We start from the raw sequence: 14,340 nt of genomic DNA, 5'->3' as shown, positions 1-14,340 counted from the left end.
CCGCCCGCCCCGCCTCGATGCGGATGCGCTCGGCTTGCGCCCCCGTCAGGATGCGCAGGTTCTTGCGGTGCCGGATCGGCCCGAGAAAGGCGCGCACGGCATTGAAGCGCAGGCCCGCCTTCTGCGTCACCTCGAAATAGGACGAGCCGAAATTGTCACCGGCGTTGAAGTCGTCGATCTGCGGCACGCCGATCTCCTCGGCCGCCTCGCGGATCGCGTCGAGGATCGGCCAGGACAGGCGCTGCTTCTCGACACGCAGTTCGCCGACCTGGCTGTGGAAGGGCGTGTCCAGCGCGTGGTGGTTCTCCGAGCGGCGGAACAGCGGCAGGACGTCGTCCCAGCCCCAGCCGACATTGCCGAGTTGGCGCCAGCCGTCGTAGTCGGCGGCCTGGCCCCGCATGTAGATCATGCCGTTGATGGACGAGCAGCCGCCCATGACGCGGCCGCGGGGATAGGCGAGCTTGCGACCGTTCAGCCCTGCCTCCTCCTCCGTCGCATAGCTCCAGTCGGTGCGGGGGTTGCCCATGCAGTGGAGGTAGCCGACCGGGATATGGATCCAGTGGTAGCGGTCGGAGCCGCCGGCCTCCAGCAGCAGCACCGTATTCTTCGGATCGGCGCTCAGCCGGTTGGCAAGGACGCAACCGGCCGAGCCCGCACCGACGACGATGTGGCTGTAGCGACCAAGATCGAGGCGGGCGTCGCCTGAGGAAGTCGTCATAGTCGGTCACTCCGGCGCACGAGCGCGCCTTCGCACCGTCCGCCTCCGGGCCGAATGCGGATCGGCTCATGATGGTACGGCACGGCTCGGCCGCCAGTTTGGCCCCGCCACGCCGCCCCTGCAACCCGGCCGCTCTCCTTCGATGGGCATGGAGGCCGGTCGCATCGCGAGCTTTTTCGCCGGACCCTCGTCTTGGGCACAAAACCTTCAAAACCCGCTTGTAAGAGCGCCGCAAGCCGGACAACGGTGCCCCGCCTCTCGCGGAAAGTTCGATGCGCAAAAACCTGCTGCCGATCGTATCGCTGCTTCTGTCGACCTTCTTTCTGATGGTCGGAGCGGGACTGCAGGGCATCCTCCTCCCCGTCCGCGCAGCGCTGGAAGGCTGGAGCGCCTACGAGATCGGCCTGATGGGCACGAGCTACGCGATCGGCTTCACGCTGGGCTGCGTCGCCATGCCCGCGATCGTGCGGTCCGCCGGCCACGTGCGGACCTTCTCCGCCCTCGCGTCGCTGCTCGCCATCGCCATCCTGCTGCATGGGATGGCGATCCAGCCCTTGGCGTGGATCGCGGTGCGCGGCGTCGCGGGCTTCGCGCTTGCCGGCTCCTACATGGTCATCGAGAGCTGGCTGAACGAGCGCGTGACCAACGAGACGCGCGGGCGCGTCTTCTCGATCTATATGGTCGTGTCGATGGTCGCGATGATGGCCGGGCAGTTCGCCATGCCGCTCGCCGATCCCGCCCTCCCGGACGTGTTCATGCTGTGCGCGATCTTCTTCGCACTCGCGGTCATTCCGAACGCCCTGTCGCGGGCGCCGAGCCCAAAGGCGCTGACGCAGGTGCGGCTCGACCTTCGCAGCCTCTACCGGAACTCACCGGCGGCCGTCGCCGGGGTCTTCATCTCCGGCATCCTCTCCGGCGCCTGGGTGAACATGGCGCCGGTGCTCGGTCAGGACATCGGCCTTTCGACGGCGGAGATCTCGACCCTGCTGGTCGCCACGATGGCCGGGGGCGCCGTGTTTCAGGTTCCGCTCGGACGCCTGTCGGACCGGATCGACCGCCGCTACGTGCTGGCCCTGTCGGGCGCGATCGGCGTCGGGACCGCGCTCTCGGCTCTGACACTCTGGTCGGGCGGGGCATACAGCCTCTTCGCGATCGCCGTCGTCATCGGTGGCGTGATCTATCCCACCTACTCGCTCGCCGTCGCCCATGCCAACGACATCGCCGACCCAAGCGACTTCGTGAAGATTTCGGGCGGCCTTCTTGTTCTCTACGGTTTCGGCACGATGGGCGGCCCGATGCTGGCCGCCTGGCTGATCGAGAGCTACGGCCCCGGCGGCATCTTCATCGCGACCGGCGGCGCGCACCTGACGCTGCTGGTCTCGACACTCCTGCGTCTGTTTCTCCGCTCGGCCGCTCCCGCCAGCCAGCGACCCGACTTCCAGCCGGTGCCGCTCGAACGGATGCAGACACCTGCTTCCGTCGTGCTCGATCCGCGCGCCGACATGGCCCTCGATCGCTGACGGCGTAACGCCGCGCTCGTTCGTGCTGGGATCACACCGCGCGGCGCCGGGCGCCCGTCAGTTAAGGGCGCGCTGGAACGCTCGCTTCTCCTCGTAGCGCGCACGCGCTTCGGACACCTCGGAGCGCTCGGAGGTTTCGGGCACAGCGACATCCCACCAGTGGCCGCCGGCATCGGTGGTGATCAGCGGATGCGTATCGATCAGGATCACCGTCGTGCGCGTGTTCGTCTTCGTGCGCTTCAGGGCGGCCTCGAGATCGGCGATCGAGTCGACCTTCTCGGCCTCCGCACCCATCGCCCGGGCGTGCGCCACGAAATCGATATTCGGCGCAACCTCTTGCCGGCAGTCCTGCAGGAGATTGTTGAAGTTCGGGCCTCCACAGGCCATCTGCAGGCGGTTGATGCAACCGTAGCCGCGGTTGTCGAGGAGGACGACGGTGAGCTTCTGACCAAGCATCACCGAGGTCGCGAGCTCTGAATTCATCATCATGTAGGAGCCGTCGCCGACCATCACGACGACGTCCTTGTCGGGCCGCGCCATCTTGGCGCCGAGGCCGCCGGCAATCTCGTATCCCATGCACGAGAAGCCGTATTCCATGTGGTAGCCGCCCGGCTTCGTCGGCGCCCAGAGCTTGTGCAACTCGCCCGGAAGACCGCCGGCCGCGCAAAGAACGATCGTGTCGTCCGTGCCGCGCGCTCTGGCCACGGCGCCGATCACCTGCGCATCCGAGGGAAGCTCGGCGTTGGTCGCCGCCAGCGCCTTGCCGGCTGCATCGAACCATCTGGCCCGCTCGTTGCCGGCCCGCGCATCCTGCCCCGCGGCGCGCCAGTCGCCGAGCTCGCGCGAAAGTTCGGTGAGGCCGACCTTGGCATCGGCGACCAGCGGAATGCCGCCATGCTTCACCGCATCGTAGGCCGCGACGTTGAGCCCGACGATCTTCAGGTCATCAGCGCGAAACAGCGCCCACGAGCCGGTGGTGAAATCCTGCAGCCGCGTGCCAACCGCCAGCACGACGTCGGCATCCGCCGCGAAGGCGTTGGCGGCGCTCGTGCCGGTGACGCCGACCGAGCCGAGGGAGAGGTCGCTCTGTTCGTCGATCGCCGACTTTCCAGCCTGCGTCACCGCGACCGGCACGCCATGCCGCTCGGCGAAGGCGGCCAGTTCGGCCGTCGCCTCGGAATACAGGACGCCACCGCCGGCAATGATCATCGGCTTCTTCGCCGCGCGGAGGAGCGCGACAGCGTTGGCAAGCTCGTCTTCGTCCGGACGGGGTCGACGCGGCGTCCAGACCTTTTCCGCAAACAGGGCCTCGGGGAAGTCGTAGGCTTCCGCCTGAACGTCCTGACACAGCGACAGCGTGACGGGGCCGCAATCCACGGGATCGGTCAGCACCTGCATCGTGCGCTGGAGGGCGGGGATCAACTGCTCGGGGCGCTGGATGCGATCGAAATAGCGCGAGACGGGCCGGAAGCAGTCAGACGCCGACACGCTGCCGTCGCCGAAATCCTCGATCTGCTGGAGGACGGGGTCCGGCAGGCGGCTGGCGAACACGTCCCCCGGCAGGAAGAGCACCGGCAGCCGATTGACGTGGGCGACGCCCGCAGCCGTCACGAGGTTCAGGGCGCCCGGACCGATCGAGGTGGTGCAGGCCATGAAGCGACGGCGAAAGCTCGCCTTGGCGAAGGCGATCGCCGCATGAGCCATGCCCTGCTCGTTGTGGGCGCGATAGGTCGGGAAGTCGTCCTTGACCGCCTGTAGGGCTTCGCCCATGCCCGCGACGTTGCCGTGGCCGAAGATCGCCCAGCACCCGGCGAAGATCGGGACCACATCGCCGTCGATCACCGTCTTCTGTGCCATCATGAAGCGCACGAGGGCCTGCGAGGTCGTCAGTCGGATCGTCTTCGCCGTCATCTCTCAGGTCCTCCCTCGCTGCCCCGGTCGTCGTCGTATGAGACGCGAGGCAGAACTCAATGTCCGGGACCCTTCGATCCTCTCCCGAAGCAGACCCGGCAATATGTTTCGGCGACCCACGTCGCCGCGTTCGCGCGACCGAACCCTGAAGTCCGAAACGACGCCCCAGCGCACTTAAATGGAATTTATAGGTTATTGCCGCGCATTCAAGAACATCTATTCCGCACAGCTGGGTTGTGTCAACGCGCCAACCGTGGCGTAGTGTTGCATATTCCCCTGGCAGCCGCACGCGTTCAGGAACACGAAAGGCCACCTGGATGCCTCGCTCCATCGAGACCGAACCGACGGAACCGAACAGCCCGGCGAATTTCGCCGAGTTGCGCGACCGGCTGGCCAGCGGGTCGCTCAAGCTGCCGCGTCGGCTTCAGCAGGTGGCGGCCTACGCCCTCGCACACCCGGACGACGTCGCTCTCGGAACCGTCGCCAAGATCGCCGAGGACGCCGGGGTCCAGCCGTCCGCGCTGATCCGATTCGGACAGGCGCTCGGCTACACGGGCTTCACGGATCTTCAGGCGGTGTTCCGCGAGCGGCTGCTCAGTCAGGTCTCGAACTACGACGAGCGCATGATGTCGCTGCGCGCGACCGGCGGATCGACGTCGAAGGCGGCAGCGCTGCTCGACGGCCTGTGCAAGAGCGCCACGCAGTCGATCGGCCAGCTGCACGGACGGATCGACATACAACGTGTCGAGCAGGCGACACGTCTACTGGCGGATGCGGAGACGATCTATCTCGTTGCGCAGCGTCGCTCGTTTCCGATCACGTCGTACCTCAGCTACGCCTTCGGCAAGCTCGGCATCCGCAACATCCTCGTCGGCTCGGCCCTGGGGACGGACGCCGAAACGATCTCCTTCGCGACACGGCGCGACGCGGCACTGGCGATCTCCTTCACCCCCTACTCGCCGGCGACGATCGCCCATACGGAAGAACTCGCCGAGGCGGGCGTGCCGCTGGTCGTCATCACGGACTCGCCGTTCAGCCCCCTCGCCTCCGAGTCGCGCATCTGGTTCGAAGTGGTCGAGACCGATTTCCAGGGATTTCGCTCGCTGTCCGCCAGTATGGCGCTCGCCATGACGCTGGCCCTCGGCGTTGCGGACCGTCGGCGGAGCGGGAGCAACCGCCTCAACACCAGCGACTTCGCATCCGATACGGAACAATAATTCCAAATGGACACGAAATGGATTTCGTGCTTCAAGTCGGTTGAGCTGTGACGCACGAGCGATCGTTGGCGAAGCCAGCCGATTTCCCATGAGGCCGTCTCGCGGCAAGGAGGGACTTTGTCCAAATCGCTCGATGTCGTCACCATCGGCCGCTGTTCGGTCGATCTCTATGGCCAGCAGATCGGATCGCGTCTCGAGGACATCGCGACCTTCGCGAAGTCCGTGGGCGGCTGCCCAGCCAACATCGCGATCGGGACGGCCCGCCTTGGGCTGAAGTCCGCGCTCCTCACCCGCGTCGGCGCCGAGCAGATGGGCGGCTTCGTCCGCGAGCAGCTGGCGCGAGAAGGCGTGGAGACGAAGGGCGTGACGGTCGATCCCGATCGGCTGACCGCGCTCGTCCTCCTTGCGGTCGAGGACGAAGGCGTCTCGCCGATGATCTTCTACCGGTCGGACTGCGCCGACATGGCGCTCGACGAGGGCGACGTCAGCGAGGAGCTGATCGCGTCCGCCGCGTCGATCGTGGTTACGGGGACGCATTTCTCCAAGCCCAACACCGAGGCGGCTCAGCGCAAGGCGATCCGTCTGGCGAAGGCCAACGGCGCGAAGGTCGTGTTCGACGTCGACTACCGGCCCAACCTCTGGGGTCTCGGCGGACACGCCGCCGGGTTCGAGCGCTACGTCGCCTCGGACGCGGTGTCGAAGAAGCTCCAGACGATCCTTCCCGACTGCGACCTCGTGGTCGGAACGGAGGAGGAGATGATGATCGCGGGCGGCGTCGGTGATCCGTTGGGTGCGCTCCAGGCGATCCGGGCGGTGTCGTCTGCCACCCTTGTGTTAAAGCGCGGCGCCATGGGCTGCATCATCTTCGACGGTCCGGTCGAGAGCCTCGACGACGGGATCGCCGGTCGCGGGTTCCCGATCGAGGTCTTCAACGTCTTGGGCGCCGGCGACGCGTTCATGTCGGGCCTTCTGGCCGGCTGGCTGCGCAACAAGAGCCACGCGGAATGCGCGACGATGGCCAACGCCTGCGGCGCGTTCGCCGTGTCGCGCCTCCTCTGCTCGCCGGAATATCCGACGATCGCCGAACTCGACGCCTTCCTCGCGAAGGACACGATCAAGCGCCGTCTGCGGAAGGACGAGGATCTCAACCATATCCATTGGGCGACGACGCGTCGCCCCGCTCCCGACCAGCTCGTCGCGCTGGCCTGCGACCACCGTATGCAGCTGGAGGAGATGGCCGATGCAGCTGGCGCGCCGCGTGAGCGGATCGAGGACTTCAAGGTGCTGACCGTGGAGGCGGCCTCGCGGGTGGCCGGCGGCAAGCCGGGTTTCGGCATGCTGCTCGACGGCACCTACGGCCAGAAGGCGCTCTACAAGGCGAACGCGAAGGGCTTTTGGATTGGTCGCCCGGTGGAGGAGCCCGGCTCGCGGCCGCTCGATTTCGACCAGATGCCGGACCTCGGCAGCCACTTGCAGGAGTGGCCGGTCAACCAGATCGTGAAGTGCCTCTGCTTCTACCACCCGAACGACCCCGCGGAGTTGAAGCAGCGCCAGGAGCGTGAGCTTCTGCGCCTCGCCGATGCGGCTCGCACGGTCGGACGCGAATTCCTCGTCGAGATCATCGCCGGCAAGCACGGCCCCCTCGAGGACGATACCGTGGCGAGCGTCGTGCGGCGGCTCTACGATCTTGGCATCAAGCCCGACTGGTGGAAGCTCGAGCCGCAGCGCAACGCTGCGGCCTGGAAGCGGATCGAGGAAGCGATCGCGCAGAACGACCCGTACTGCCGCGGGATCGTGCTCCTCGGCCTCGACGCGCCGGAGAACGAACTGTTCGAAGCCTTCAGGGCAGTCGCGGATACGCCGATGGTCAAGGGCTTCGCCGTCGGGCGAACGATCTTCGGCGACGCAGCCCGCCGCTGGCTGAAGGGCGAGATCGACGACGAGACGGCCATCGCCGATATGGCGCACCGCTTCGAGACGCTCGTCGCGTCCTGGACATCCGCCCGGCCTGCGGCTTCCGCCTGAGCCAGACGATCCGACCCATCGGGAGAGAACGAGAATGATCCGTATCGGCGCAAACCCGATCTGCTGGAGCAATGACGACCGTCAGGACATCGGCGGCCATATCAGCCTGGAACAGTGCCTGTCCGAGGCGAGCGCCATCGGTATCGAGGGCATGGAGCTCGGGCACAAGTTTCCGCGGGACCCGAACGGTCTGAAGGCGAAGCTTGGCGAGTACGGCATGGTGTTCGTCGGCGGCTGGTACTCGACCTTCCTCCTCGAGCGCGACGCGGACGCAGAGTTCGCCGCCGCGAAGGATCACATCGCGCTCGTGAAGTGTGCGGGGACGGACATCTTCATCGTGTGCGAATGCACCGGCACCGTCCATGGAAACGAGGCCGCACCCCTCAGTGCGCGCCCCGTCCTCGACGAGGAGCAGTGGGCGACACTCCTGCCCCGCATGACGCGCTTTGCCGAGCTTCTGCGCGGCGAGGGTCTGAAAATCGCCTACCATCATCACATGGGGACCGTGATCCAGACCGGCGAGGAGATCGACCGTCTCATGGCCGGGACGGGCGACGCCTTCACTCTGCTCCTCGATACCGGCCACGCGACCTGGGCCGGCGCCGATCCGGTCGACCTTGCCCGTCGCTACCGCGATCGCATCGTCCACTTCCACGCCAAGGACGTTCGCCACGACGTCGCGCGGCAGGCAGCCGCCGAACACTGGAGCTTCCTGACTTCGGTGCTCGCAGGCGTCTACACCGTGCCGGGCGACGGGTCCGTCGACTACGTATCGGTCCTGAAGCAGCTGCCGGATTATGAAGGCTGGGTCGTCATCGAGGCCGAACAGGACCCCGAGAAGGCGCATCCTGCGACCTATGTGAAGATGGGCCGCGACAACCTCGTCCGCTTCCTCTCGGAAGCCGGATCGAAGCGCTGAAGGGGGCGAGAGCGATGTCGAAACTTCTCGTGAAGCCCAACGGCGCGACCGGCCGGGTCGTGGACGTGACACCGGAAAGCGCCGGCTGGACCTATGTCGGCTTTGCGCTTCACAAGCTGAAGCCCGGCGACACGGTGACGGGCGGCGAGCCGGAGCGCGAAGCCTGCCTCGTTCTCGTATCGGGCAAGGCGTCGATCAGCGCGGGCGACACGCAGTTCGGCTCGGTGGGCCGCCGCATGTCGCCGTTCGACGGCAAGCCGTCGTCGGTCTATGTTCCGGCGGGAATGGACTGGACGGCCACCGCGGAAACCGAGGTCGAGCTCGCCGTCTGCACGGCGCCGGGCACGGCGGGTGCCCGCCCCCCTCGCCTGATCGCCGAGGACGACAACGGCCAGGAAGTGCGCGGCAAGGGCTCCAACGTCCGGCATGTCACCAACATCCTGCCGGAGACGGCGGAGGCCGACGGACTGCTGGTGGTCGAGGTCGTCACACCGGCCGGCAACACGTCGAGCTACCCGCCGCATCGCCATGACGAGGACGACCTGCCGCAGCAGTCCTCGCTGGAGGAAACCTACTACCACCGCATCAACCCGCCGCAGGGCTTCGCTTTCCAGCGCGTCTACACCGATGCCGACGCGTCCGGGCGCCGGGAAATCGACGAGGCGATGGCGGTCGAGGACGGCGACACCACGCTCGTCCCGAAGGGCTATCACCCCTGCGCGACGATCCACGGCTACGACCTCTACTACCTCAACGTGATGGCGGGGCCGAAGCGCCTCTGGCGGTTCCATAACGCGCCGGAGCACGAGTGGCTGTTGAAGGCCTGAGGACAAACGGCAAATCTCGATCCGAGCATCAAAAGGGGCGCCCTCCAGCGCCCCTTTTGATGCTCGGATCGCGTCTCGTTCGATCGCGTCAGGCGACGGCCGTGGCCGCAAGCCGCCGGCTTTCCAGCGACCGCACCAGTTCATCGGCGGCACCGACCATCAGCGGGCGGCCGAGCAGGAAGCCCTGCGCCGTTCCGCATCCCAGCGCCTGGAGGCTGGCAAGCTGCCCCTCCTCCTCGATGCCTTCGGCCGTCGTATCGATGCTCAGTTCGCGCGCCATCGAGACGACGGCGCGCACGATCGCCGCCGATCCCGCGTCGTTCGACGAGGCGGCGATGAAGCTGCGGTCGATCTTGATGCGGTCGACCTTGAACTCGCGCAGATGGGCGAGCGACGAATAGCCCGTGCCGAAATCGTCCATTGCTATCCGGACACCGATGGCGCGAAGGCCCGCCAGGACAACCGCGAGATGCTCGTTGTTCTCGACGATGGCCGTCTCCGTGATCTCGAGCTCGATGCGCTGCGCCGGCAGCGCGTGCTTGCGAAGCGCCTGATCGATCTGCGACGCCAGCAGCGCGGAGCGCAGCTGCACGGCCGAAACGTTGATCGACATGTAGAGGTCGGCCGGCCAGCGCGCCGCCTGACGGCAGGCTTCGTCGATGACCCAGGCCCCGATCGCGGAAATCAGGCCGCAGGCCTCCGCGATGGGAATGAACTCGGCGGGGCTCACCAACCCACGCTCCGGGTGACGCCAGCGGATCAGCGCCTCGAAACCCTTCAGCCGCCGTTCCGGGAGGCTGAACAGCGGTTGATACCAGAGTTCGAGCTGGTTCGACGCGATGGCGTCCGACAGATCCTGTTCGAAGTCGCGGCGCCGTGCCTCTTCCTCCAGCATGCCGTCACGATAGACCTCGAACCGACCCCGGCCCGCGTTCTTGGCGGCGTAGAGAGCGAGGTCGGCCTTGCGCTGGATGGTCGAAGCATCGTCCCCGTCGCGGGCCGTGGCGATGCCCACGCTGCCCCCGATCGTCACGACCTGCGCGCCGGTATCGATCGGCAGGGCCAGCGAGGTGACGATGTCGGCCGCCAGGCGTCCGCCGCGCTCCTCGCCGGATGCGGCCAACACCGCCAGTTCGTCGCCGCCAAGCCGGAAGGCCTGCTCTTCGGGTCCGAGAAGAGCCTCGATGCGGTTCGCGACTTCGCGCAGCACGATATCCCCGGCGGCGTGACCAAGCCGATCGTTGACATCCTTGAACCGATCGAGATCGATCATCAGCATCGTCAGTGAGCCCGACGCCAGCAGCTCGTCGATCGACTGAGCGAACATGCGGCGGTTCTTGAGGCCGGTCAGCGCGTCATGGAAGGCCATGTGCGCGATCGTCTTCTGGCCGTTGCGCGCTTCCGTCACGTCCTCGTAGGTCAGAATCGCCCCGCCCCGGCCCACCGGCTGGCAGCAGACGTGCAGCACGAGGCCGTCGTCGAAATGGTGCTCGAGCCGCTTGACGCGACCGTCTCGGATCCAGCTGGCATGGTTGTCGACGACCCGCCGCGTGCGTTCCGCGTCCCACCCGACCCGCGCGCCGATGACACCGACATAGGCCTCCAGCGTCATGCCGGGCCGCAGATCGTTCTCTCCGAGACCGAAGAGCGAGCGCACCCGCTCGTTGACGAGCGTGACATGCCCCGTCGCGGAAATCATCGTCAGGCCGTTCGACATGTTCGCCAGCGCGTCCGCCGCGGTCGCGCGCGCGCGGTTGTCGATGAAGCCGCTGGCAAATCCCGCCGAGACGATGGCGAGACCGACGCATGTGACCGCGAAGGCCAGCGCCTTCAGCGCCTCGGGATTGGAGAACGACCCGTCGACCAGCATCGGCGTGACCTGGAAGGCCGTCATGCCCGTGAAGTGCAAACCGATGATGGAAAGGAAGAACAGGGCGGCGCCGGCGAAGGGCCGAATGGTCTCCTGCCAGCCGTGCATGATCACGTGCAGGGAGGCCGCCGCGAGGACGCAGGAGATGGCGACCGATGCGAGCAAAAAGCCCTCCTTCCATTCGACGATGCCCTGCACGCGATAGGCCAGCATGCCGGTGTAGTGCATCACCACGATGGAAAGGCCGACGATCGCCCCGCCGAGGGCGGACGATCCCCGCCTGCGGCTTGTGGCGATCGTGAAGCCGACGCCCGATCCGATCATCGCGGCGAGCATCGATACGATGGTGAGAACCGGATCGAAGCCGACCGCCAGACCCGGCTCATAGCCGAGCATGGCGACGAAGTGGGTGCACCAGATCGAGGCGCCCGTGATGAAGGCCGTCAGCACGACCCACGCGTAGCGCTCGGTCGATCGCGAGTCGGCTGCGCGCTGGAACAGCCGCACCATCGCCCACGACCCCGCGGCGCAGATGACGGCTGCCATGAGCACGAGCCACAGGTTGTGCTCTACAACGATACAATTCAAAACCGTCATCATGGCCGAGCTCGCCAATATGGCATCTGGTTGCATCTAAATAACTTTGGCGTGTGCAAGACTCGCCCTGTTCAAAATCTAGCCATCAAGTGTTGACGGTTCCTGCTCTTGATGCCGCGTTATTGAACGCTGGCGGCGCGACACCCTCTTTTTCCAAGCAAAAGTAACGCGGCGGGTCGGCGACAGACGGTCGCAGGCAGGTCAGCGTGTGCAGCTCCAGCGCACCGTCATTCTCACCCTGCTCGTTTCGGCAGGGTCATCGCCACCACGCTGACGATCACGAGGGCCAACCCCAGCCAGGCGGTCGGCTGTGGCATCTCGTGCAGGAAGATCATGCCGATCCCAACGCCGATGGGAACACGCAGATAGGCCTGCGCCGTGACCCCGACGGACCCGATGCGCTTCAATAGGAAGAAGTAGAGGGTGAAGGCCAAGGCCGTGGAGAAGAGCGACAGCGCCGCGAGGGCCGCGATCGACGCGGTCGAGGGTGCGAGCGTCCAGGGACGATCCAGGACGAGACTGACCGGGATGAGGATCGCTGCGCCGAACAGAAGCGATCCGGCGGCGGGCATCATCGGATCGAGGTCGCGAAATGTCCGCCCGAAGGTGACCGCCGCGCCGTAGGCCATCGCCGCGACGATGATCGCCAGCTGCGCGACGAGCTGCTGGTTCGCGCCCTGCAGCGCCGATGGACCGACGACCAGGCAGATGCCGAAGAGGCCGGCGGCGACGCCGAAGGCCTTGCGCCCCGTCACCACCTCGTGGCGCGTGATGCCCCAGTTGATGAGGAAGGCAAAGACCGGCGTCAGAGAATTGAGGATCGTCGCCAGACCCGCATCGACGAACTGCGTCCCCCAGGCGACCAGTACGAACGGGACCACGGAGTTCAGGCACGCCTGCACGAAGAAGCGGCCGAGATTGCGCCGATCCGTCGGCAGGCGAAGGCCGCGCAGACGCAAGACCGCCCAGAGCACCGAGCCCGCGATCAGCGTGCGCGTCGCGATCAGCGTCACCGGCGGGATCGTCTCCACCGCGATCTTGATGAACGTGTACGACGCGCCCCAGAGCGTGGCGAGAAGCAGGAGAAGCGCGAGACTGGCAGCCAGGCGAGGTTGTGGGTCCGCCATGACGGAACGCCTCCCGAAATGAATGGAGACACCGTATCGAGTCCCGTCCGTCAGCTGTCCTGACGGATGGCGCTCCGGGGGACAAGCGCTATTCGCGACACGACGTTCGATGCCTTGCAACTCGCCGGCCGTCGCGTCATGTCAGCCCAGCAACAGCCGCCTTCCACGGAGCATACGATGGCCGTCACAGCCGCTTGGCAACACCCCGTTCCCCGCATCGGAAACGAGGAGCGGCGGGATCGTCTGGAGCGGTTGCGAGGGCTACTCAACGAGACGGGCATCGACGCCCTGCTTCTGGGGTCCACCGAGAGCCTGCGTTATTTCACCGGTCTCGTCTGGCACGGCAGCGAGCGGTTCTGCGGCGCGCTGGTGACGCACGACAGCCTTCGCTACATCGTGCCGGGCTTCGAGTGCTCGCGCGTCGAGACCCTGCCTCGCCTTCCCGGCGAGATCGTCGCCTGGCAGGAGGAGGAAGAGCCGATGCGGCTCGTCGCCTCGTTGCTATCGCGCGGCGCGATCCTCGCGCTCGACGAGCAGATTCCGCTGTTTCAGTATCATCGGCTGGTCGCTGCGTTCGGGGCGGATCGTTTGCGCGACGGGGGCCCTCTCGTATCCCGGCTGCGCATGCGCAAGTCCGCAGGGGAGATCGCCCTGATCCGCCATGCGATGGCGCTGACGCTCGGCATCCACGAACGTGTGCGAGCCAACATGCGGCCCGGCGTGACCGCTTCCGAGGTCGTCGCCTTCATCGACGCCGAGCATCGTCGGCTTGGAGCCGACGATGGCTCGACCTTCGCGATCGTTTCGTTCGGCACGGCGACCGCCCTGCCGCATGGCGCGGACGGCGAACAGATCTTGAGCGATGGCGACGTGATCCTCGTCGACACGGGTTGCCGCCTCGACGGCTACCATTCCGATCTCACCCGCACGTATGTCCTCGGTGACCCGGGGCCGGAGGTCGAGCGGATCTGGCGGATCGAGCGCGAGGCGCAGGACGCGGTGTTCGAGGCGGCACGCATCGGGGCGACCTGTTCGTCCCTCGACCGCGCCGCGCGCGACGTTTTGGCCCGTCACGGCCTCGGCCCCGACTACCGACTTCCCGGCCTGCCGCACAGGGCCGGCCATGGGCTCGGCCTCGAAATCCACGAGGCGCCCTTCATCGTGCGCGGCAACGAGACACGGCTCGAACCAGGCATGTGCTTTTCGGTCGAGCCGATGATCGTGGTTCCCGATCGGTTCGGTGTGCGGCTCGAGGACCACGTGTTCATGACTGACGCGGGACCCGAATGGTTCACTCAACCGGACGACAGCCCATCGGCGAGACGCTGAACCGACGCGGGCCGCGGCGCGTCGGTTCTGCGCCGCTGGGAATCGTGGGGACCCGAGCGCGAACTCCGGCAAGTGACGGAGGTCGCGCTTCCTCGCGATCGCCGTCGCTTGTTTCAGTCGGGCGAAGGTCTCAGTTGCCGTCGCAGCAGCTTCAGGTCGATGCCGGCTGGAGAAGCAGCGCGACGAGCGCGGTCCATCCGGTCTGGTGGGAGGCGCCGAGCCCGAGGCCGGTGTCGCCGTGGAAGAACTCGTTGAAGACGATGAGTTCGACGTCGTCCGC

Annotated in this window: 10 protein-coding genes; 6 read left to right on the top strand and 4 right to left on the bottom strand. The window is 66.7% G+C overall.

Translation table 11 applies throughout. The features are described from left to right. On the bottom strand, nucleotides 1-718 hold a 718-nt coding region (locus tag QZ753_RS10175), incomplete at its 3' end, for a GMC family oxidoreductase (RefSeq protein WP_294643374.1). A 272-nt stretch (nucleotides 719-990) separates the two neighbouring features. On the opposite strand from QZ753_RS10175, the gene QZ753_RS10170 reads away from it, so the two are divergent. Then, the gene (locus QZ753_RS10170; protein WP_294643372.1) at nucleotides 991-2,238 is read left to right on the top strand and encodes an MFS transporter; all 1,248 of its coding nucleotides are present in this window, start codon (nucleotides 991-993) and stop codon (nucleotides 2,236-2,238) included. Between the two features lie 57 nt (nucleotides 2,239-2,295). Here the strand turns inward: QZ753_RS10170 and iolD are convergent, their stop codons facing one another. Further along, nucleotides 2,296-4,149 carry a 3D-(3,5/4)-trihydroxycyclohexane-1,2-dione acylhydrolase (decyclizing) gene (iolD, locus tag QZ753_RS10165; RefSeq protein ID WP_294643370.1) on the bottom strand — a complete coding sequence of 618 codons (1,854 nt, stop codon included), beginning with the start codon at nucleotides 4,147-4,149 and terminating at the stop codon, nucleotides 2,296-2,298. 317 nt (nucleotides 4,150-4,466) lie between these two features. Between iolD and QZ753_RS10160 the strand changes: the two genes are divergently transcribed. From QZ753_RS10160 to iolB, 4 genes are all read left to right on the top strand, one after another. After that, a complete protein-coding gene (locus tag QZ753_RS10160) occupies nucleotides 4,467-5,366 on the top strand; it encodes a MurR/RpiR family transcriptional regulator (RefSeq protein ID WP_294643368.1) in 900 nt (299 codons plus the stop codon). Nucleotides 5,367-5,483: 117 nt separating this feature from the next. Then, entirely contained in the window at nucleotides 5,484-7,391 is a 1,908-nt protein-coding gene (gene iolC / locus QZ753_RS10155) for a 5-dehydro-2-deoxygluconokinase (RefSeq protein ID WP_294643366.1), read from the top strand. A gap of 34 nt (nucleotides 7,392-7,425) precedes the next feature. Further along, nucleotides 7,426-8,310 carry a myo-inosose-2 dehydratase gene (gene iolE / locus QZ753_RS10150; protein ID WP_294643364.1) on the top strand — a complete coding sequence of 295 codons (885 nt, stop codon included), beginning with the start codon at nucleotides 7,426-7,428 and terminating at the stop codon, nucleotides 8,308-8,310. A 14-nt stretch (nucleotides 8,311-8,324) separates the two neighbouring features. Then, complete coding sequence (gene iolB, locus QZ753_RS10145; protein WP_294643362.1) at nucleotides 8,325-9,137, top strand: 5-deoxy-glucuronate isomerase; 813 nt, start codon at nucleotides 8,325-8,327, stop codon at nucleotides 9,135-9,137. 88 nt (nucleotides 9,138-9,225) lie between these two features. Here iolB and QZ753_RS10140 read toward each other — a convergent pair whose 3' ends face one another. After that, on the bottom strand, nucleotides 9,226-11,553 hold the full coding sequence (locus QZ753_RS10140) for an EAL domain-containing protein (RefSeq protein WP_294643360.1): 2,328 nt from the start codon (nucleotides 11,551-11,553) through the stop codon (nucleotides 9,226-9,228). Between the two features lie 284 nt (nucleotides 11,554-11,837). Then, entirely contained in the window at nucleotides 11,838-12,731 is an 894-nt protein-coding gene (locus QZ753_RS10135) for an EamA family transporter (protein WP_294643358.1), read from the bottom strand. Nucleotides 12,732-12,908: 177 nt separating this feature from the next. Here QZ753_RS10135 and QZ753_RS10130 point away from each other — a divergent pair, with 177 nt between their 5' ends. Further along, the gene (locus QZ753_RS10130; RefSeq protein WP_294643356.1) at nucleotides 12,909-14,060 is read left to right on the top strand and encodes a Xaa-Pro peptidase family protein; all 1,152 of its coding nucleotides are present in this window, start codon (nucleotides 12,909-12,911) and stop codon (nucleotides 14,058-14,060) included. Nucleotides 14,061-14,340: the final 280 nt, after the last annotated feature.

It is taken from the genome of uncultured Aureimonas sp., from assembly GCF_913775355.1.
Taxonomy (GTDB): Bacteria; Pseudomonadota; Alphaproteobacteria; order Rhizobiales; family Rhizobiaceae; genus Aureimonas.
The sequence above is the reverse complement of the archived record's forward strand: the minus strand, read 5'-3'. Positions and strand labels throughout refer to the sequence as shown.

Coding starts and splice junctions, on each gene's coding strand:
- QZ753_RS10170 (WP_294643372.1), top strand. CDS start 991: ATGCGCAAAAACCTGCTGCCGATCGTATCGCTGCTTCTGTCGACCTTC.
- iolD (WP_294643370.1), bottom strand. CDS start 4,149: ATGACGGCGAAGACGATCCGACTGACGACCTCGCAGGCCCTCGTGCGC.
- QZ753_RS10160 (WP_294643368.1), top strand. CDS start 4,467: ATGCCTCGCTCCATCGAGACCGAACCGACGGAACCGAACAGCCCGGCG.
- iolE (WP_294643364.1), top strand. CDS start 7,426: ATGATCCGTATCGGCGCAAACCCGATCTGCTGGAGCAATGACGACCGT.
- iolB (WP_294643362.1), top strand. CDS start 8,325: ATGTCGAAACTTCTCGTGAAGCCCAACGGCGCGACCGGCCGGGTCGTG.
- QZ753_RS10140 (WP_294643360.1), bottom strand. CDS start 11,553: ATGGCAGCCGTCATCTGCGCCGCGGGGTCGTGGGCGATGGTGCGGCTG.
- QZ753_RS10135 (WP_294643358.1), bottom strand. CDS start 12,731: ATGGCGGACCCACAACCTCGCCTGGCTGCCAGTCTCGCGCTTCTCCTG.
- QZ753_RS10130 (WP_294643356.1), top strand. CDS start 12,909: ATGGCCGTCACAGCCGCTTGGCAACACCCCGTTCCCCGCATCGGAAAC.